Genomic DNA, 19,963 nt, shown 5'->3' on the forward strand with positions numbered 1-19,963 from the left:
CATGGAACAATTTTTAGATAACATCAAAGACCTTGAAGTCACTACAGTAGCGCGTGCGCAAGAAGCTCTTGATAATAAAGAAACTGCAACCTTCTTTATCGGTCGCAAAACTTGCCCTTACTGCCGTAAATTTGCAGGTACTTTAGCAGGTGTCGTAGCTGAAACCAAAGCTCACATCTACTTCATCAACAGTGAAGAACCAAGCCAACTCAATGAGTTGCAAGAATTCCGCTCACGCTATGGAATTCCAACTGTACCAGGCTTCGTTCACATTGCAGATGGACAAATCAATGTCCGTTGCGACTCTTCAATGTCAGCACAAGAAATCAAAGAATTTGCAGGATTGTAAATGATATAAAAAAGAAGGCACATTCGCCTTCTTTTTATATATCTGTCAATGGTGTTGCAGTATCTGGTGAGGTATCATAAACCTTAAAGTCTACTCCTACACCTAAATCAGCTTGGGCTAGCTGATTGACCATGGTCATGTGAGCCAGTTCCTTGATATTATTTTCCTTAGATAAATGTCCAAGGTAGATTTTCTTAGTGCGGTTTCCCAAGGTACGAATCATAGCTTCAGCACCGTCCTCGTTAGAAAGGTGACCGAGATCCGATAGGATTCGTTGTTTGAGTCGCCAAGCGTAAGAACCTGCTCGCAAAATCTCCACATCATGATTGGACTCGATGAGATAGCCATCTGCATTTTCGACAATCCCTGCCATACGGTCACTAACATAACCTGTATCAGTCAGCATGACAAAACTCTTATCATCCTTCATAAAGCGATAGAACTGAGGTGCAACTGCATCATGGCTAACTCCAAAACTCTCAATATCAATATCTCCAAATGTTTTGGTTTTGCCCATTTCAAAGATATGCTTTTGCGAAGAATCCACCTTGCCGAGATACTTGCTATTTTCCATTGCTTGCCAGGTCTTTTCATTGGCATACAAATCCATACCATACTTGCGAGCTAAAACACCCACACCGTGGATATGGTCTGAATGCTCATGCGTAATCAAGATGGCATCCAGGTCCTCTGGTTTGCGGTTAATTTCAGCAAGTAGGCTGGTAATTTTCTTACCAGACAAGCCTGCATCCACTAAAAGTTTCTTTTTTGGGGTTTCCAGATAAAAGGAATTTCCACTGGAACCCGACGCTAAAATACTGTATTTAAAGCCTGTTTCACTCATTCTAGTCTTCTACTTCGTCCTCCCATACTTCTTCTTTCACTGCATCCTTATCATAAGGGAGCACGATGGTAAAGGTTGATCCCTTACCGTATTCACTTTTGGCCCAAATAAAGCCCTTATGTTGTTTGATAATTTCTTTAGCAATAGACAGTCCTAGACCTGTACCACCTTGAGCACGACTTCTAGCACGATCCACACGATAAAAACGGTCAAAAATACGTGGTAAATCCTGCTTAGGAATACCCAAACCTTGGTCTGAGATAGATAAAATCATCTGATCATCAGTTGTCTTCATGGTCACTGTGATTTTCCCACCATCTGGTGAATACTTAATGGCATTGTTAAGAATATTATCAATCACTTGTGTCATTTTGTCTGTATCAATTTCAATCCAGACAGACGTAATCGGATAATCTCTAACCAATTCGTATTTCTTCTCTTCATCTGATCCCCTCATCTTATCAAAACGGTTAAGAATAAAAGTAATAAAGGCAGTAAAGTTAATCAGTTCCACATCTAGGTGACTGGTCGCATTATCAATCCGTGAAAGATGGAGAAGATCTGTCACCATTCGCATCATACGGTTAGTTTCGTCTAGAGACACCTTGATAAAGTCTGGAGCGACAGGTTCTGACAAGGCACCCTCATCCAAGGCTTCAAGATAGGATTTTACGCTGGTCAGAGGCGTCCGTAGCTCATGACTAACGTTGGAAACAAAGAGTCTCCGTTCCCGTTCTTCCTTCTCCTGCTCCGTCGTATCATGCAAAACTGCAACCAAACCTGAGATAAAGCCAGACTCTCGACGAACCAAGGCAAAACGTACACGAAGGCTCAGATATTCACCATTGGCATCTTGAGAATCAATCATAAGCTCAGGAACTTGGGTGATCAAATCACGAAGTTCATACTCATCTTCAATCTCAAGCAATTCTAGAATACTTTTGTTGAGAACCTCTTCCTTCTGAACACCTAGCTGTTTCTTAGCCATGTCATTAATCATGGTAATCTTGCCACGACGATTGGTCGCAAGAACTCCGTCTGTCATGTAAGAGAGGATACTGTGCAATCGTTTACTCTCTTGTTCCAGATTTTCTTGAGTCAAGCGGATTACTTCTGATAAATCATTGAGATTATTGGTAATATTAGTGATTTCAGAACTTCCCTGCATATCCAATACCTGAGAATAATCTCCTGCAATCAGGTCCTTTACCTTTTGATTGATTTGCTTCAACCGAATATTATCTCGCCGATTTTCTAGCAAAAGCAAGGTAACAATCAAGATAAAACCCAATAAAATTAAAATGAAGATAAAATCACTAGTAAGAATATTTTTTCTAATAAATTCAATCATTATTTCTCATATAATAACCAACACCGCGACGTGTTAGGATATACTCTGGACGACTAGGTGTATCTTCAATCTTCTCACGCAAACGTCTGATAGTTACGTCAACAGTCCGAACATCTCCAAAATAATCATACCCCCAGACCGTTTCAAGCAAGTGTTCACGTGTAATCACTTGACCAATATGAGAAGCCAAGTGATACAAAAGCTCAAATTCACGGTGGGTTAAGTCTAGTTCTTCACCGTATTTTTTAGCCACATAAGCATCTGGCACAATCTCTAAGTCCCCAATTTGCAAGGTTTGGGCTTTCTTTTCATCAGATTCTTGATTATCTACAGAAACCAAGTCCGTACGACGTAGAAGAGCTTTGACACGCGCCTGCAACTCACGATTTGAGAAAGGTTTGGTCACATAGTCATCCGCCCCCAGCTCTAAACCGATAACCTTATCAAATTCGCTGTCTTTAGCTGAAAGCATGATAATAGGTACACTACTTGTCTTGCGAATAGTCTTAGCAACTTCTAAACCATCAATTTCCGGAAGCATCAAATCCAGAATAATAATATCTGGTTGCTCTGCTTCAAATTGTTCTAGCGCTTCACGGCCATTAAAAGCAGTTACAACCTCGTAACCTTCCTTGGTCATATTAAACTTGATAATGTCCGAGATTGGTTTTTCATCATCTACAATTAATATTTTTTTCATTTGTTCACCTTTTTCTCTACTATTATACCAAAAAAATAACAAGAAGACACAATAGCTAGTCTTTGCTACTGTCTAACTTGGCTTGTGCATAAGCCTGCCAGATTTTTTGTTGGGGTTTGGCAAGTGGGTAATTCTTAAACTCTTCTGGTGAAAGCCAGCGAACTTCCCTATCTGAAAAATCATGGAAATCACTCACCTGACCAGCTACAATTTGAACATGCCATTTACGATGGCTAAAGACATGCTTGACAGTCTCAAAATAAACATCAAGCCAATCAACATCTAGGTCATAGTCCTGCTGGAAACTCTCCTCTGGACTAGGGCCAAAATTCACACTTTCTTCTGCAACCTGATGAAAGAGGTCAAACTGCTCCTCTTGCGAAAAGTCATCTACTTCTATCAAGGGAAAATGCCAAAATCCCGCCAACAACTTTTCACTCTCATTTTTTTCAAGTAAAAATTGTCCCTGAGCATTTTTCACAACTAGTGCTTTTAGATAAATGGGAACTGGCTTTTTCTTTGGAGCCTTGATTGGATAACGGTCCATGCTTCCATTCTGATATGCTGCACTAAAGTCCTTCACTGGACTCTCTTCTGGTCTAGGATTTACAGGAGCCTCAATGTCTGAACCCAAGTCCATCAAAGCTTGATTAAAGTCACCCGGACGATTCGGATCAATCAAGATTTCCATCATTGCCTGAAAAATTTTGCGATTACTTGGAATGCCAATATCATGATTGACTTCAAACAGACGCGCCAAAACTCGCATGACATTACCGTCTACAGCAGGCTCAGGCAAGTTAAAAGCAATACTGGAAATCGCTCCTGCTGTATAAGGACCAATCCCTTTCAAACTGGAAATTCCTTCATAGGTATTTGGAAATTGACCACCAAAGTCAGCCATAATCTGCTGGGCTGCAGCCTGCATATTACGAACTCGAGAATAGTATCCCAGTCCCTCCCAAGCCTTCAACAAACGCTCTTCAGGCGCATTCGCCAAACTTTCGACTGTTGGAAACCAGTCCAAGAATCTTTCGTAGTAAGGGATAACTGTATCCACTCTGGTCTGCTGGAGCATAATTTCAGAAACCCAGATATGATAAGGATTTTTACTTCTACGCCACGGTAAATCTCTTTTGTTTTCATCATACCAGGCAAGAAGTTTCTCACGGAAAGAAATGATCTTCTCCTCCGGCCACATGACGATACCGTATTCTTTCAAATCTAACATATCTCTAGTATAACACAGAAGATTCTAACTGTCCTTTTCCTAGTATTAATACTCTTCGAAAATCAAATTCAAACCACGTCAACGTCGCCTTGCCGTACTCAAGTACAGCCTGCGGCTAGTTTCCTAGTTTGCTCTTTGATTTTCATTGAGTATAAAAAACCTCTTCCCAAGGGAAAGAGGACTAAATCTTATTGATGAACAGCTTGGGCTGCTGTGATAAGGGTCAACTTGTAAACATCATCAGCATTACATCCACGAGAAAGGTCGTTAACTGGCTTGTTCAAACCTTGCAAAACAGGTCCTACAGCTGCAAAGCCACCAAGACGTTCTGCCATCTTGTAACCGATATTTCCTGCCTCGATACCTGGGAAGATGAAGACATTTGCTTGACCAGCTACCGTACTTCCAGGAGCTTTCAGAGCTGCAGTTTCAGGAACAAAGGCTGCATCAAATTGCAATTCCCCATCTATTTCAAGGTCAGGACGCAAGTCGTGAGCAATTTTAGTTGCTTCTACAACCTTATCAACACTTTCACCAAAACCTGAACCCTTAGTAGAATAACTTAGCATAGCAATTTTAGGTTCGATGCCAAACATCTTAGCTGTGATTGCTGAGTTAATGGCAATTTCAGCCAAGGCTTCCGCGTCTGGATTGATGTTGATGGCACAGTCTCCGAATAGGTAACGTTCCGTACCACGAACCATGAGGAAGGCACCTGAAGTACGAGTAACATTTGGACGAGTTTTGATGATTTGAAGAGCTGGACGAACTGTTGAAGCAGTTGAGTGAATCGCTCCTGACACCATTCCATCAACCAAGCCCAGGTATACTAACATAACACCAAAATAGTTGACATCTTCAACCAAAACCTTGCGTGCATCTTCTTCAGACATTTTGCCTTTGCGACGCTCTACCAAAGCAGAAACCATTTCTTCAAATTTATCGTAGTGTTGAGGGTCGATGACTTCATAACCGTCCTCAATACCTTCAATTTCAAGATAAATTTTAATTTTTTCAGGATTTCCAAGCAAAACAGGAATCACTTCTGTTTCTTTTACCAGGCGTTTAGTCGCTTGAAGAATACGAGGTTCTTCCCCTTCAGGGAGAACGATACGAGCATTTTTACCAACCAAGTTGGCTTTGAGACTTTCAAAAACTTCCATGAGTTTTCTCCTTTAAGATAATAATTATACTCTGAAACTGTTTTTATAGAGTATTAGTTGATAACTGGGTAATAAGGTTGCTAAAATCATCCGGCAAGGGACTTTCTAACTGCAAGTCTTGCTCTAAAAATGGATGATAAAAAGATAGGTAATGGCAATGCAGGGCTTGGCGCTGAATTCCATCGTCTAGACTACCACCGTACAAATCATCTCCCAACAAAGGAAAACCAATATGAGAAAAATGGACTCGGATTTGGTGGGTTCGACCAGTGTGCAGGCGAATGTCTACCAAATGAATATTCCCATAAGATGCTACAATCTTGTAAGAAGTATGAGCATACTTTCCACCTTTAGCTACACGTCTGGTAATAATAGAGTCTTCATCACGCGCAATCGGAGCAATAATTTCCCCCTCTGACTCCAAGTGTCCATCACCTTTAACCAAAGCAAAGTAGCGTTTCTCGATAGATTTCTTCTGCAACTGCTTGTCTAATCGTGCATGGGCATAGCCGTGCTTGGCAAAGAGCATCAAGCCAGAAGTGTCCCTATCAAGTCTAGTTACAATGTGAACCTGCTGATTTTCATAGTTTTGCTTGACGTAGTAACCCTTGATAAAATTAGCGATGGTATTGGAGTGATTAACACTAGGAATAGAAGCCACCCCATAGGGTTTGTTTAAGACTAGAAAATGGTCATCCTCATAGAGAATATCCAGTGGGCGCTCGATAGCTTTGAGAGTTTCAAATCCTTCCTCAGCAGGAATATCGATGATAACTCGGTCTCCAATATCCAAAAGATACGTCGCATTTTGTGGTTGATCATTGACCAGAATAGCTCCACCTCGAAACTTAATCTTGGCCAGAAGCCCCTTAGAAACCTCATGCTTTTTTAAGAAGGTCTTGACCTTGACATGTTCATCTGCGATAAATTCAAACCTCATTCGTCCACCTCTCCGATGAAAGCATCCTTAACTCGGTTCCAGAAACTAGTATGGCTCGGTGATGCGACAAAGTGAATCTTATGATGGTCGATTTGATACTCAATTCGTTCAATATTGCGTAAGGAATAAACGCTATTGTCAACCGAAATAGTATGGTAATCGTTTCTCGTTGGGATAAGTTCAATCTTGTCCTTCTTAGGAACAATAATGGACGAACCCAGCGTTCGATAAACACGATTGTTAAGGCTAGCAATTTCCGTTAATTGCAAAGCTTCAATGGTTGGGTGTAGAACAGCTCCACCAAGCGACTTGTTATAGGCTGTGCTACCAGTCGGTGTCGAAACTGTTAGCCCATCTCCACGAAAACGTTCAAAGTGGACACCATTAATCACAACATCCGCCACCATAGTTCGATCAGACCTGCGGATACTGGCTTCATTTAGTGCTCTAAAAATCTTCACTTCACCATTTTCAAGAAAAACCTTCACATTTAGAACAGGGTAAGAGACTCTTGCTCCGGTATCTAGCTGCAAATTAGTCACTAGCTTGTCCAACTCAAAATCACGGTAGTCCGTATAGAATCCCAAATGTCCAGTGTGAACACCAACGAAGCGGACCTTGTCAAGCTGATTTTCGTACTTATGAAAGGCCGACAAGAGCATGCCATCCCCACCAATGGAGATGACAATGTCCGGATTGGTATCATTGAGTATAAACTGATTTCTCTTCAAACGATCTCGCAATTCATACAAAACCCTTTGACTCTGCGGTTTTCTATTAGCTATCAGGTCAATTCGTTTACCTGTATTCTTCATCTGTATCGTCACTGTTTCCTACACCGTCATTTAATTTTCTACTCAAAGGATCAAAAAGAGCCTGGGCTTCCTGGATATCATCTCGAATTTTACCCATTTCTTCATCCAACTGATGGGCAATTTTGGCAGTAATTTCCAGTCTCTTTTTAATTTCCTCTGGGAAATCCCCTTGGTACTTGTAGTTGAGAGAATGTTCTATCGTTGCCCAAAAATTCATAGCCAAGGTACGAATTTGAATTTCCGCTAAAATGGTCTTAGCTCCATTAATGGTATCAACCGAATATTCAACTACCACATGATAGGAACGATAGCCTGAGGATTTTCGATGAGTAATGTAATCACGCTCCTGTATGATCCGCATATCCTGACGTTTGCGCAAAATCTCCACTACTTCCTTGACGTCATCTACAAACTGGACCATCACACGCAAGCCGGCAATATCTTGCAGATCGTGTTCCAACGTCGCATAAGTAATGCCACGACGAGCCATTTTTTCCTTGATACTTTCAATCGGTTTGACTCGACCAGTCACAAACTCAATCGGAGAATGCTTATTTTGCTTACGATATTGCTTCCGAATACCACGTAGTTTAATCTTTAACTCACCAACAGCTTGAATGTAAGGATCTAGAAATTCTTCCCATTCTAAGGTCATATATTCTCCCTTTTTCACATATTATCCTTCAAAAATATCTTTGATTTTTTCTCCAGATTCATATACAATAAATACAATGCTTATTATACCATAAATCCGCTTTCAACGATAAAGAAAAGGTAAGAAAAATGAAACATTTAGAAATTGAATTGAAAACACTCTTGAAAAAAGATGAATACAATCGTCTAAAGGACCAGTTCACAGACGTCACTCCTGTTCTTCAAAAAAATTACTACATAGACACGCCTGATTTTGAACTGCGAGAAAAGAAAGTTGCTATGCGCATTCGAACCTTTGAAGACTGGGCAGAATTGACACTCAAAGTCCCTCAAAGTGTTGGAAACATGGAATACAATCAAAAATTGCAACTAAAAGATGCTGAAAACTATCTGAGCAAGAAAGAACTTCCTCAAGGGCTAGTGCTGGATGAATTGGCGAAACATGGTATTAAAACTAGTGAATGGCAGATTCTTGGTTGTCTAACGACACTTCGCTATGAAATGCAAACACCAATTGGCCTCATGGCACTAGATGAGAGTCAGTACCTTGATATTACAGATTACGAATTGGAGCTTGAAGTGGAAAATCACGAGCAAGGGAAGCAAGATTTCCAGCAATTTTTAGAGGAAAATCAGATTGCTTATCAAAAAGCTCACTCAAAATTGGTTCGATTTGTCAAAAGCATGAAAAATAGCTGAAATAATCTCTATTTTTTGGTAAAATAGAAAAGATAAAATACAAAATCCCAGTTCGTATAGGCTAGGCAGATATGACTAGGATTTAAAAAGTTTACAGAGGACGGTCTATAATGTCAGATAGAAAAAACATGAAACTTTTCGCACTCAACTCTAACCAAGAGATTGCACAGAAAATTGCTCAAGCTGTTGGTGTCCCACTTGGAAAACTATCATCACGTCAATTTTCAGACGGAGAAATTCAAGTAAATATCGAAGAAAGTGTCCGTGGTTATGATGTTTACATCATCCAATCAACAAGTTTCCCAGTTAACAACCACCTAATGGAATTGTTAATCATGGTTGATGCTTGTGTTCGTGCAAGTGCGCACAGTATCAACGTTGTCCTTCCATATTTTGGCTATGCACGTCAAGACCGCATCGCTTCACCTCGTGAGCCACTTACAGCGAAACTAGTTGCCAATATGCTAGTTAAGGCTGGTGTCGATCGTATCCTTACGCTTGATTTGCATGCCGTTCAGGTTCAAGGCTTCTTTGACATCCCTGTCGATAACCTTTTCACAGTTCCCCTATTTGCAAAACATTATTGCGATAAGGGCCTACTCGGTTCAGATGTTGTCGTGGTTAGCCCTAAAAATTCAGGTGTAAAGCGTGCTCGTAGCTTGGCTGAATATCTTGATGCTCCTATCGCCATTATCGATTACCCTCAGGACGATGCAACTCGTAACGAAGGTTATATTATTGGTGATGTTGAAGGTAAGAAAGCCATCTTGATTGATGATATTCTTAATACAGGACGCACCTTCTCTGAAGCTGCTAAAATCGTTGAACGTGAAGGTGCTACAGAAATTTATGCTGTTTCTAGCCACGGCCTCTTCGTCGAAGGAGCTGCTGAACTTCTTGACAATACTAATATTAAAGAAATTCTTGTGACTGATTCAGTAGCAACAAAAGAAAAAACTCCTAAAAACGTATGCTACATCACTGCTAGTGAGTTAATTGGTGATGCTATCGTCCGTATCCACGAAAGAAAACCAGTCAGCCCACTCTTTGCTTACAACAAAAAGAAATAAGGTGATTCTTTGATTTATTTGGACAATGCTGCAACGACTCCCATGTCAGCAGTTGCTATTTCAGCGATGACCAAGGTGATGCAAGAAACCCATGGCAATCCATCTAGTATTCATGGTCATGGTCGTCAAGCTGGCAAACTCTTGCGAGAAGCCCGTCAGGAACTAGCTCAGTTACTGGGGACAAAACCTCAACATATCTTTTTCACTTCTGGTGGGACAGAAGGCAACAATACTGCCATCATTGGCTACTGCCTTCGTCATCAAGAACAAGGAAAACATATCATCACAACTGCCATTGAGCACCATGCCGTCCTTGAAACAATTGATTACTTGGTTCAACACTTTGGGTTTGAAGTAACCATTATTCAGCCAGAAAATCAAGAAATCTTAGCCCAGCAAATTCAAAAAGCTTTACGTGATGATACGATTTTGGTTTCTACCATGTTTGCCAATAATGAAACTGGAAACCTACTTCCCATTGCTGAAATTGGCCAAATACTCAAGCAACACCCTGCTGCTTATCATGTTGATGCAGTTCAAGCAATCGGCAAAATCCCTATTCACCCAGAAGAATTGGGCATTGATTTTCTCACCGCTTCTGCCCATAAATTCCATGGCCCTAAGGGAATCGGCTTTCTCTACGCATCTAGCATGGACTTTGATTCCTATCTACATGGCGGAGACCAAGAACAGAAAAAACGTGCAGGGACTGAAAATCTAGCTGCCATAGTGGCTATGGTTGCAGCCCTAAAAGAAGACCTAGAAAAGCAAGAAGAACATTTTCAACATGTACAAAATTTAGACACTGCCTTTCTTGCAGAGCTAGAGGACATTCAATATTACTTGAATAGAGGAGAACATCATCTCCCTTATGTTCTCAATATTGGATTTCCTGGTCAGAAAAATGACCTCTTACTCCTTCGTCTAGATTTAGCTGGAATTTCAATCTCTACTGGCTCAGCCTGTACGGCAGGTATTGTCCAATCTAGCCATGTTCTTGAAGCTATGTACGGAGCAAATTCAGAACGCTTGAAGGAATCCGTTCGCATTAGTTTGTCTCCACAAAATACTGTTGAAGACCTACAAACCCTCGCAAAAACCTTAAAAGAAATTATCGGAGGTTAGCCATATGGCATTTGAAAAAACCATTCAGTTAAAAAATTGTCGTTACGACTACACTCTTAGCCCTTCTGTTAAAAAATTTACCCTTAAGGACAACACTTTTTTTGAGACTAAGGTTGGTAACTATGAATTGACTCGCCTTTTAGAAAAAGTTCCGAACAGCGGTGAGGGATTCCAACTCAAAATCATCATTAACAAGGAACTTACAGGTGCAAAAATCAATATCACTGACAAGTTTGGGCTACGTCTAGTTGATATTTTCAAATCAGAAGACCACCACATTCATCAGGAAAAATTCTATTTTCTCATGGATAGCTTGGTAGAACGTGGTGTCTTTACAAAATCAGAAAGATAGGTTCCATATGTTTGAACTGACCTATAAGGACAGCTATCATGTAGAGCGAACTCTCAAGTATGAGGATTACGAGGCTCTCATGCTGGCTCTGTCAGGATGTGTGACTCTGCCAGATACACTTTATGTGACTTCTTTGACCTTTAAGGGGCAGGAAGTTTACCAAGGACTGGTCGGAGACCTCTACCGTTTTCTATCACATGCAGATTTTTTACATCAAAACTAAGATTTTTCTTAGTTTTTTCTTGTTTTTGTTGATTTTTTCACAATGTTTCTATAAAATAGAAGAATAGAAAGGTTGTGATTTTGTGAAAGATAAACAGTCTGCTATTCCAAAAGCTACAGCGAAAAGACTCTCTCTCTACTATCGAATTTTTAAGAGATTTCATGCAGAAAAGATTGAACGTGCCAACTCTAAACAAATTGCAGAGGCTATCGGTATTGATTCAGCGACCGTACGTCGTGATTTTTCCTACTTTGGTGAACTAGGTCGTCGTGGTTTTGGCTATGATGTCAAAAAACTGATGACGTTTTTTGCCGATTTACTCAATGATAACTCGATCACCAATGTCATGCTGGTAGGTATTGGAAATATGGGCCGAGCCCTTCTCCACTACCGCTTCCATGAGCGCAACAAGATGAAGATTATCATGGCCTTTGACCTAGATGACCATCCTGAAGTCGGTACCCAAACTCCTGATGGGATTCCTATTTACGGAATTTCACAAATCAAGGATAAAATCAAGGATGCTGATGTGAAGACTGCTATCCTGACAGTTCCCAGCGTCAAGTCACAAGAGGTTGCCAATCTCTTGGTAGATGCTGGCGTGAAAGGAATTCTCAGTTTTTCACCAGTCCATCTGCATTTACCAAAAGACGTGGTCGTTCAGTATGTCGATTTGACAAGTGAACTCCAAACTCTCCTCTACTTCATGCGAAAAGAGGATTAGAAAGCGAAAATCATTTTATGAAAAAACCAGTTATTGGGATAACAGGAAACGAAAAAACTCATCCAGATGATGACATCATGATGAGCTACGCAGCAAAAGGCTTTGTTGAAGGCGTTAAAGACGCTGGAGGAATTCCCATCATCCTACCGATTGGTGATCAAGAAATGGCTAGCCACTATATCAGTTTGATTGACAAACTCATCTTGACAGGTGGGCAAAATGTCGATCCAAAATTCTATGGCGAACCGAAAACCATTGATAGCGATGACTACCATCTTCAAAGAGACATCTTCGAACTAGCCCTCATCAAGGAAGCTATTAAACAGAAAAAACCAATTTTCTCTGTCTGTCGTGGGACTCAACTCTTTAACGTTGCCATGGGTGGAACTTTGTACCAAGATATCGAAGACCATTGGCAGGATTGTTCTGCTGAGTACACAACTCAACGCTTGATGACAGAGCCTGATACAGTTCTTCGAGAAATCTATGGAGAAATTTCGCATATTAACTCCTTCCACCATCAGAGCATCAAGGATTTAGCCCCTAACTTAAAGATTGCGGCTCATGATCCTAAGGATGGCATTATTGAAGCTGTCATGAGTACGGATGATGTTGCCTTTCTCGGTGTGCAATGGCACCCAGAATTTCTATTTGAAAATCGTCCCAAAGATAAAAATCTCTTTGACTATGTTGTTAATGAACTTTAGATTAAATCCGTCTTTTCACGGTAACTAAAGTAACTAGAATGTGAGACAATCAAATGGTCCAAGAGGACAATTCCCATCAGGTCGCAGGCTTCTTTGACAAGTTTAGTGACATGATCATCATTACGGCTAGGCGCTACTGCTCCTGAAGGATGATTGTGAACCAAGATGAGAGAGGTGGCCATATGCTTGATAGCATAGTGAAGAATCTCTCGCGGCTCAGCAATACTACGAGTAGCTGAGCCGATAAAAATGGTCTGTTGATGGATGATTTGATTTTGAGTATTGAGATAGAGCGCCACCAGGTGCTCTTGTTTTTTGTCCCCCAATTCCTGCTGCATCTTCTTGGCTAACTTTTGGCTACTGAGAATACTTTCCATCTCAAGGGTCTCATGCTTGTGAATACGATGCCCCAGTTCAATCATAGCTTGCAATTCTATAGCCTTAACTCGCCCGATACCAGATAGGCTCTGCAATTCCTGCAGGGTCATTTTTTTCAAATCCGTTAGGCTTGAAAGATTGCTCAAGACTTTCTGGGCAATTTCAAAAACACTGGCCTGACGTGTTCCTGTTCTGAGTAGAATAGCTAGCAACTCTTGATTACTGAGCGCTTCTACTCCTTCCTTAGCTAGTCTTTCTCTTGGTAATAGTGAATCTTCTTGAAATGAAATACTATACATAAAAATCCTCCTCACTTTATTATTCGTGAGAAGGATGGAAAATTAGATTTTTTTCTCAATTGGAGCCACACTGGCTAAAAGTTTTTTCAAACCTACTTCTGGGAAATTGATTTTTAATTCCTGAGTAGCACCGCTACCTGAAACTTCCAGAACAGTTCCCTCTCCCCACTTCTTGTGGAGGGCAATGTCACCAATGGACCAATTTGCCTCGCTAGACGCTGATTTTGCTCCAGCTGTAAATTGACCAAATGGGAGACCACTTGACTGGATAGATTTTGGTGCAGCATTGCGTTTCCGTTCTTGAAGAGCTTGAGCCAAACTCATACCTTGACCAAAGGCAAGACCACCACTGCTATAAGATGCCTTAAAGCTTGTATTGGCTGGACGAGCCAATCCTTGATACTCAAGTAAGTCTGAACTGATTTCGTTAATAAAACGAGTTGGACGGTTGTAGTTGGTACGACCAAAAAGCAGGCGTGAGTTGGCATTGGTCAGATAGAGAATTTTCTCTGCACGCGTGATACCTACATAGGCTAGACGGCGTTCTTCTTCTAATTCATCTTGATCTTCAGCTGCACGGCTAAGCGGAAAGACATTTTCTTCCATCCCAATCAAAAAGACAACTGGAAACTCGAGACCTTTGGCGGCATGCAGGGTCATCAGGGTCACTTCTGATGTCTCCTGACTACCTGAATCTGTGTCTGCAATTAAGGCCAAATCATTTAAGAAACGACTCAGTTTATCCAGACCAGTTTCCTCTTCTGGCCCATCAGAGGTGTCATCAAAGTTTTTCGTCACAGAAAGGAACTCTTCAATATTTTCAACCCGAGCCTTGCTTTCTAAAGTCGCTTGAGCATTTAGAATATCGACGTAACCTGTTTTTTCTAGGACGGCCTCAACCAACTCTGTAATATTTAATTGATCTAGCTGCTCTCTTAAATCTAGAATCATATTGGCAAAATCCCAGATAGATTGGGCTGCCTTACCTTTGATCCCAGACAACATGATATTAGCTGAAGCATCTAGCATAGACATGTCTTGCATATTCGCAAAGTCACGGATTTTCTCAACCGTTCCTGGCCCAATTCCACGTTTAGGCTCGTTGATAATACGCTCAAAACTGATATTGTCACTCAAATTGGCAATAAGATTGAGGTAAGCGATAGTATCTCGGATTTCCTTACGGCTGTAGAACTTGGTTCCGCCAACCATGGTATAAGGAATATTTGACTTGAGCAAGGCTTCCTCAATAGTACGGGACTGCGCATTAGTACGATAGAGAACTGCAAAATCCTTGTGAAGGAAGTTTTGGTTGCGACCCAGTTCATCGATGGTTTTGGCTACAAATACAGCCTCATCTAGCTCATCATTGGCACGATAGTAAACGATTTGTTCCCCATCAGCGTTTTGAGTCCAGAGATTCTTAGGACGGCGATTTTTATTGTTTTGAATGACCTCGTTGGCCGCTTGGAGAATGGTTTTAGTTGAACGGTAATTCTCCTCCAACAAAACAACCTTGGCTTGGGGATAATCCTTTTCGAAGTCCAAGATATTCTGCATATCAGCACCACGCCAACCGTAGATAGACTGGTCAGCATCCCCAACCACACAGATATTTTTAAAACGTGAAGCCAAGAGTTTGACAAGTTGGTACTGAGCGTGGTTTGTATCTTGGTACTCATCAACATGGATGTATTGGAATTTTTGCTGGTAATAAGTCAAAACATCAGGATTTTGATCAAAGAGACGTAGGGTCAGCATAATCAAATCATCAAAGTCAACAGACTCAGACTGACGAAGCTCTTTTTGATAAGCCGTGTAACACTGGGCCACGATTTGCGTATACATATCGCCAGCTTGGGCAGCATAGGCAACATCATCAATCAAATCATTCTTAGCATTGGAAATGGTCCCCAAAATAGTTCGTTCATTCCATTTTTTAGGATCCAAGTTCAACTGTTTGAGAATGCGTTTCATGAGCGTTCGCTGCTCGCCAGGATCGACAATTGTAAAGTTACGATTGTAGCCAATATGGTCCGCATCGCGACGCAAAATACGAACACACATGGAGTGGAAAGTCGCAATCAGACAGTCCTGTGTGGCTGGATTGAGGCTATAAGCACGCTCCTTCATCTCACGCGCAGCCTTGTTGGTAAAGGTTATGGCCAAGATGTTCCACGGATTGACCAGCTTTTCATCGATCAGATAAGCGATGCGGTGGGTCAAAACTCGGGTCTTTCCAGAACCAGCCCCTGCCATGATTAACAAGGGACCTTCTGTCGTTTGCACCGCCTCAGCCTGACGGTCATTCATTCCATTTAATAATGCGTTCATCTTCTCTTCCTTACTCTTGAAGTCAATATTTCTATTATATCAGAATTCAGGGAAAATATCTTTACCTAGACTGCTTACGTGTAGAAGGCAACTTCTTATATCTAGATAAAAAATGAGCTTGGATAGTATTTCCAAACTCATTTAAAGTCAATTGCAATATACTAGAACAAGCCTAGGACTATTCCATCACTTTCAACATCCATGTTGAGAGCTGCTGGTCGTTTTGGAAGTCCTGGCATGGTCATGACATCACCAGTTAAGGCAACGATGAAGCCTGCACCTAATTTTGGTACCAATTCACGAATGGTAATTTCAAAGTTTTCAGGTGCTCCAAGTGCATTTGGATTGTCTGAGAAGCTATACTGGGTCTTAGCCATACAGATTGGCAATTTGTCCCAACCGTTTTGAACGATTTGGGCGATTTGAGTTTGAGCTTTCTTTTCAAAGTTTACTTTGCTACCACGGTAGATTTCAGTAACAATCTTTTCAATCTTTTCTTGGACTGAAAGGTCATTGTCATACAAACGTTTATAGTTAGCTGGGTTTTCAGCGATGGTTTTGACAACTGTTTCGGCAAGTGCTACTCCACCTTCTGCACCATCAGCCCAGACACTAGCCAATTCAACTGGTACATCGATTGAGTCACAAAGTTCTTTTAAGGCTGCAATTTCAGCCTCTGTATCAGATACAAATTCATTAATAGCTACGACTGCTGGAATACCGAACTTACGGATATTTTCAACGTGGCGTTTCAAGTTAGCAAAACCTGCACGAACTGCTTCTACGTTTTCTTCAGTAAGAGCGTCTTTAGCCACACCACCATTCATCTTAAGGGCACGAAGGGTTGCAACAATGACAACTGCATCTGGAGATGTTGGCAAGTTTGGTGTCTTGATATCAAGGAATTTTTCAGCACCAAGGTCCGCACCAAAACCAGCTTCAGTAACTGTGTAATCAGCCAAGTGAAGGGCTGTGCTTGTTGCCAAGACTGAATTACATCCGTGAGCAATATTGGCAAATGGACCACCGTGTACAAAGGCAGGTGTACCGTAAATTGTCTGAACCAGGTTCGGTTTAATAGCATCCTTCAAAATCAAAGCCAAGGCACCTTCAACCTGCAAATCACCTACAGAAACTGGTGTACGGTCGTAACGATAACCAATAACGATATTCGCCAAACGACGTTTCAAGTCCTCGATGTCCGTTGCCAAGCAAAGAATTGCCATGATCTCTGAAGCAACTGTAATGTCAAAGCCATCCTCACGTGGAATACCATTTAGAGGGCCACCAAGCCCAACTGTTACATGGCGAAGAGCACGGTCGTTCAAGTCCACAACACGTTTCCAAAGGATACGACGTTGGTCAATTCCCAACTCATTTCCTTGGTGTAAGTGGTTGTCAATCAAGGCAGAAAGAGCATTGTTGGCAGTTGTAATGGCATGCATATCCCCAGTAAAATGAAGGTTGATGTCTTCCATTGGCAGAACTTGAGCATAACCACCTCCAGCTGCACCACCCTTAATTCCCATTACTGGACCAAGAGATGGTTCGCGAATAGCAATCATGGTTTTCTTGCCAATCTTGTTCAAGGCATCCGCAAGACCAATGGTAATAGTTGATTTTCCTTCACCTGCAGGTGTTGGGTTGATGGCAGTAACCAAGATCAATTTCCCAACTGGATTGCTCTCAACTGCACGAATTTTATCAAAGCTGAGCTTAGCCTTGTACTTTCCATACAACTCCAAATCATCGTAAGAAATACCAAGTTTCTCTACAACATCAACGATTGGCTTCAACTCAATACTCTGTGCGATTTCAATATCTGTTTTCATTCAAAACTCCTCTAACCTCTTATATGATAATTCATTATAACACAAAACAAGATTTTTAACATCCCAAAACTCTCTAAACGTTCGTAAATATCCCTGTTTTTAAGGTTTTTAGAGTCCTTTCTTAAATTTTATATGGCTTTATAGTTTGAAACTATATTCTTTCCTTTTACCAAATTTTTATCACTTTCATTTTACTTACCGTTTATTTTTGTGTACAATAGTGCTATGAAAATTTTAGTTACATCGGGCGGTACCAGTGAAGCTATCGATAGCGTCCGCTCTATCACTAACCATTCTACAGGTCGCTTAGGGAAAATCATCACAGAAACCCTGCTTGCTGCAGGGCATGAAGTTTGTTTAATTATTACAAAACGAGCTTTGAAGCCAGAAGCCCATCCCAACCTAAATATTCGAGAAATTAACAATACCAAGGACCTTCTACTAGAAATGCAAGCACGCGTCAAGGATTATCAGGTCTTGATTCACTCAATGGCCGTATCCGACTACACTCCTGTTTATATGACGGGGCTGGAAGAAGTCCAATCTAGCTCCAATCTAGAAGAATTTTTAAGCAAGCAGAATCATCAGGCTAAGATTTCTTCAACTGACGAGGTTCAGGTTTTGTTCCTAAAAAAGACACCCAAAATCATCTCTCTAGTCAAGGAATGGAATCCTGCTATTCATCTGATTGGTTTCAAACTGCTGGTTGATGTTACCGAAGATCATCTGGTTGACATTGCTAGAAAAAGTCTTATCAAGAACCAAGCAGACTTGATTATCGCAAATGATCTGACTCAAATCTCAGCGAACCAGCATCGTGCAATCTTTGTTGAGAAAGATAATCTTCAAACGGTTAACACTAAAGAAGAAATTGCAAAACTCCTCCTTGAAAAAATTCAAAACTATCATTCTTAGAAAGGAAAGCTATGGCAAACATTCTCTTGGCTGTAACGGGCTCAATCGCCTCTTACAAGTCGGCAGATTTAGTCAGTTCTCTAAAAAAACAAGGCCATCAAGTTACTGTTTTAATGACTCAGGCTGCTACAGAGTTTATCCAACCTTTGACACTACAGGTACTCTCACAGAATCCTGTCCACTTGGATGTCATGAAGGACCCCTATCCTGATAAAGTCAATCATATCGAGCTTGGAAAAGAAACGGATTTATTCATCATAGTCCCTGCAACAGCTAACACTATTGCAAAACTAGCTCACGGCTTTGCCGACAACATGGTGACCAGTACAGCTCTAGCCTTGCCAAGTCATATTCCCAAACTCATCGCACCAGCTATGAATACAAAAATGTATGACCATCCAGCAACTCAGGCTAATCTGAAAACATTAGAAAGCTACGACTATCAGCTGATTGCTCCTAAGGAATCCCTACTAGCTTGTGGCGACCATGGACGAGGAGCTTTAGCTGACCTCACAATTATTTTAGAAAGAATAAAGGAAACTCTCGATGAAAAAACGCTCTAATATTGCACCTATTGCTATCTTTTTTGCAACCATGCTCGTGATTCATTTTCTGAGCTCACTTATCTTTAACCTTTTTCCATTCCCAATCAAACCGACCATTGTTCATATTCCTGTCATTATCGCCAGCATTATTTACGGTCCACGAGTTGGAGTTACACTTGGATTTTTGATGGGGTTACTTAGTTTGACGGTTAATACAATTACGATTCTACCGACAAGCTACCTCTTCTCACCATTCGTCCCAAACGGAAACATCTATTCAGCTATCATTGCCATCGTCCCACGTATTTTGATTGGTTTAACTCCTTATCTAGTCTATAAACTGATGAAAAACAAGACTGGTCTGATTCTAGCTGGTGCCCTTGGTTCACTTACCAACACAGTCTTTGTACTTGGTGGAATTTTCTACCTTTTTGGAAATGTTTTTGATGGTAATATCCAAAAACTCCTAGCAACTGTTATCTCTACAAATTCGATTGCTGAATTAGTCATTTCCGCAGTTCTAACCCTAGCCATTGTTCCAAGACTACAAACTTTGAAGAAATAAAAACATTCTCCGCTTTCAAACCTGAAGGTGGAGATTTTGCTCTATACAGTTTCTTTTTAGTGAAATCTTTACTAACTTTTAACTAAAAAACGACCTATAAACTCAAGTAAATCCTTGCTTTATTGTCTTGTTTATTGTACTATACTAG

General features: G+C 40.9%; 22 protein-coding genes. 11 read left to right on the forward strand and 11 right to left on the reverse strand.

What is annotated here, in order from left to right; genetic code table 11:
- Position 1: 1 nt before the first annotated feature.
- Positions 2-349, forward strand: coding sequence for a PedC/BrcD family bacteriocin maturation disulfide isomerase (locus KB197_RS05630; protein ID WP_064276118.1), 348 nt, complete (start codon positions 2-4; stop codon positions 347-349).
- A 34-nt stretch (positions 350-383) separates the two neighbouring features.
- Here KB197_RS05630 and KB197_RS05635 read toward each other — a convergent pair whose 3' ends face one another.
- The 8 genes from KB197_RS05635 to KB197_RS05670 form a co-directional block, all read right to left on the reverse strand.
- On the reverse strand, positions 384-1,193 hold the full coding sequence (locus KB197_RS05635) for an MBL fold metallo-hydrolase (protein WP_000004964.1): 810 nt from the start codon (positions 1,191-1,193) through the stop codon (positions 384-386).
- A gap of 1 nt (position 1,194) precedes the next feature.
- Complete coding sequence (vicK, locus tag KB197_RS05640) at positions 1,195-2,544, reverse strand: cell wall metabolism sensor histidine kinase VicK (RefSeq protein WP_212573801.1); 1,350 nt, start codon at positions 2,542-2,544, stop codon at positions 1,195-1,197.
- A complete protein-coding gene (gene yycF, locus KB197_RS05645) occupies positions 2,537-3,244 on the reverse strand; it encodes a response regulator YycF (RefSeq protein ID WP_212573802.1) in 708 nt (235 codons plus the stop codon). The genes vicK and yycF overlap by 8 nt, the downstream gene beginning before the upstream one ends.
- A gap of 55 nt (positions 3,245-3,299) precedes the next feature.
- Positions 3,300-4,475, reverse strand: a complete 1,176-nt coding sequence (mutY, locus tag KB197_RS05650) for an A/G-specific adenine glycosylase (protein ID WP_212573803.1) — start codon at positions 4,473-4,475, stop codon at positions 3,300-3,302.
- Between the two features lie 188 nt (positions 4,476-4,663).
- A complete protein-coding gene (pta, locus tag KB197_RS05655) occupies positions 4,664-5,638 on the reverse strand; it encodes a phosphate acetyltransferase (RefSeq protein ID WP_141230412.1) in 975 nt (324 codons plus the stop codon).
- A 43-nt stretch (positions 5,639-5,681) separates the two neighbouring features.
- On the reverse strand, positions 5,682-6,578 hold the full coding sequence (locus KB197_RS05660; protein WP_212573804.1) for an RluA family pseudouridine synthase: 897 nt from the start codon (positions 6,576-6,578) through the stop codon (positions 5,682-5,684).
- Positions 6,575-7,393: an NAD kinase gene (locus KB197_RS05665; RefSeq protein WP_212573805.1), complete on the reverse strand. Its 819-nt coding sequence runs from the start codon at positions 7,391-7,393 to the stop codon at positions 6,575-6,577. Before KB197_RS05665 ends, KB197_RS05660 begins: the two co-directional genes overlap by 4 nt.
- On the reverse strand, positions 7,377-8,048 hold the full coding sequence (locus tag KB197_RS05670; protein ID WP_070527712.1) for a GTP pyrophosphokinase: 672 nt from the start codon (positions 8,046-8,048) through the stop codon (positions 7,377-7,379). The genes KB197_RS05665 and KB197_RS05670 overlap by 17 nt, the downstream gene beginning before the upstream one ends.
- A 128-nt stretch (positions 8,049-8,176) precedes the next feature.
- On the opposite strand from KB197_RS05670, the gene KB197_RS05675 reads away from it, so the two are divergent.
- The 7 genes from KB197_RS05675 (at position 8,177) to KB197_RS05705 (ending at position 12,947) form a co-directional block, all read left to right on the forward strand.
- A complete protein-coding gene (locus KB197_RS05675) occupies positions 8,177-8,746 on the forward strand; it encodes a CYTH domain-containing protein (RefSeq protein ID WP_212573806.1) in 570 nt (189 codons plus the stop codon).
- A 110-nt stretch (positions 8,747-8,856) separates the two neighbouring features.
- Positions 8,857-9,816, forward strand: a complete 960-nt coding sequence (locus KB197_RS05680; RefSeq protein WP_001283818.1) for a ribose-phosphate diphosphokinase — start codon at positions 8,857-8,859, stop codon at positions 9,814-9,816.
- A gap of 9 nt (positions 9,817-9,825) precedes the next feature.
- On the forward strand, positions 9,826-10,941 hold the full coding sequence (locus KB197_RS05685) for a cysteine desulfurase family protein (RefSeq protein WP_212573807.1): 1,116 nt from the start codon (positions 9,826-9,828) through the stop codon (positions 10,939-10,941).
- A 4-nt stretch (positions 10,942-10,945) separates the two neighbouring features.
- Positions 10,946-11,293, forward strand: a complete 348-nt coding sequence (locus KB197_RS05690) for a DUF1831 domain-containing protein (RefSeq protein ID WP_000863540.1) — start codon at positions 10,946-10,948, stop codon at positions 11,291-11,293.
- Between the two features lie 7 nt (positions 11,294-11,300).
- Entirely contained in the window at positions 11,301-11,516 is a 216-nt protein-coding gene (locus KB197_RS05695; protein ID WP_000462491.1) for a DUF4649 family protein, read from the forward strand.
- Between the two features lie 82 nt (positions 11,517-11,598).
- Positions 11,599-12,240 carry a redox-sensing transcriptional repressor Rex gene (locus tag KB197_RS05700; RefSeq protein ID WP_212573808.1) on the forward strand — a complete coding sequence of 214 codons (642 nt, stop codon included), beginning with the start codon at positions 11,599-11,601 and terminating at the stop codon, positions 12,238-12,240.
- A 17-nt stretch (positions 12,241-12,257) separates the two neighbouring features.
- Positions 12,258-12,947: a gamma-glutamyl-gamma-aminobutyrate hydrolase family protein gene (locus tag KB197_RS05705; RefSeq protein WP_212573809.1), complete on the forward strand. Its 690-nt coding sequence runs from the start codon at positions 12,258-12,260 to the stop codon at positions 12,945-12,947.
- Here the strand turns inward: KB197_RS05705 and radC are convergent.
- The 3 genes from radC to KB197_RS05720 all read right to left on the reverse strand — a co-directional run bounded on the left by radC (position 12,944) and on the right by KB197_RS05720 (position 17,790).
- Positions 12,944-13,624: a RadC family protein gene (gene radC, locus KB197_RS05710; RefSeq protein ID WP_212573810.1), complete on the reverse strand. Its 681-nt coding sequence runs from the start codon at positions 13,622-13,624 to the stop codon at positions 12,944-12,946. The genes KB197_RS05705 and radC overlap by 4 nt on opposite strands.
- A 42-nt stretch (positions 13,625-13,666) precedes the next feature.
- The gene (gene pcrA / locus KB197_RS05715) at positions 13,667-15,958 is read right to left on the reverse strand and encodes a DNA helicase PcrA (RefSeq protein WP_212573811.1); all 2,292 of its coding nucleotides are present in this window, start codon (positions 15,956-15,958) and stop codon (positions 13,667-13,669) included.
- A gap of 161 nt (positions 15,959-16,119) precedes the next feature.
- Positions 16,120-17,790: a formate--tetrahydrofolate ligase gene (locus tag KB197_RS05720; RefSeq protein ID WP_212573812.1), complete on the reverse strand. Its 1,671-nt coding sequence runs from the start codon at positions 17,788-17,790 to the stop codon at positions 16,120-16,122.
- Positions 17,791-18,015: 225 nt separating this feature from the next.
- Between KB197_RS05720 and coaB the strand changes: the two genes are divergently transcribed.
- The 3 genes from coaB to KB197_RS05735 are packed head-to-tail and all read left to right on the forward strand — an operon-like array spanning position 18,016 to position 19,815.
- Positions 18,016-18,705, forward strand: coding sequence for a phosphopantothenate--cysteine ligase (gene coaB / locus KB197_RS05725; protein WP_024057583.1), 690 nt, complete (start codon positions 18,016-18,018; stop codon positions 18,703-18,705).
- Between the two features lie 11 nt (positions 18,706-18,716).
- Positions 18,717-19,268 carry a phosphopantothenoylcysteine decarboxylase gene (gene coaC, locus KB197_RS05730; protein ID WP_212573813.1) on the forward strand — a complete coding sequence of 184 codons (552 nt, stop codon included), beginning with the start codon at positions 18,717-18,719 and terminating at the stop codon, positions 19,266-19,268.
- The gene (locus KB197_RS05735; RefSeq protein WP_000747412.1) at positions 19,252-19,815 is read left to right on the forward strand and encodes an ECF transporter S component; all 564 of its coding nucleotides are present in this window, start codon (positions 19,252-19,254) and stop codon (positions 19,813-19,815) included. Before coaC ends, KB197_RS05735 begins: the two co-directional genes overlap by 17 nt.
- The last annotated feature ends 148 nt before the right edge of the window (positions 19,816-19,963 follow it).

Origin of the sequence: Streptococcus sp. 11-4097, from assembly GCF_018215285.2 — a bacterium.
Classification (GTDB): Bacteria; Bacillota; Bacilli; order Lactobacillales; family Streptococcaceae; genus Streptococcus.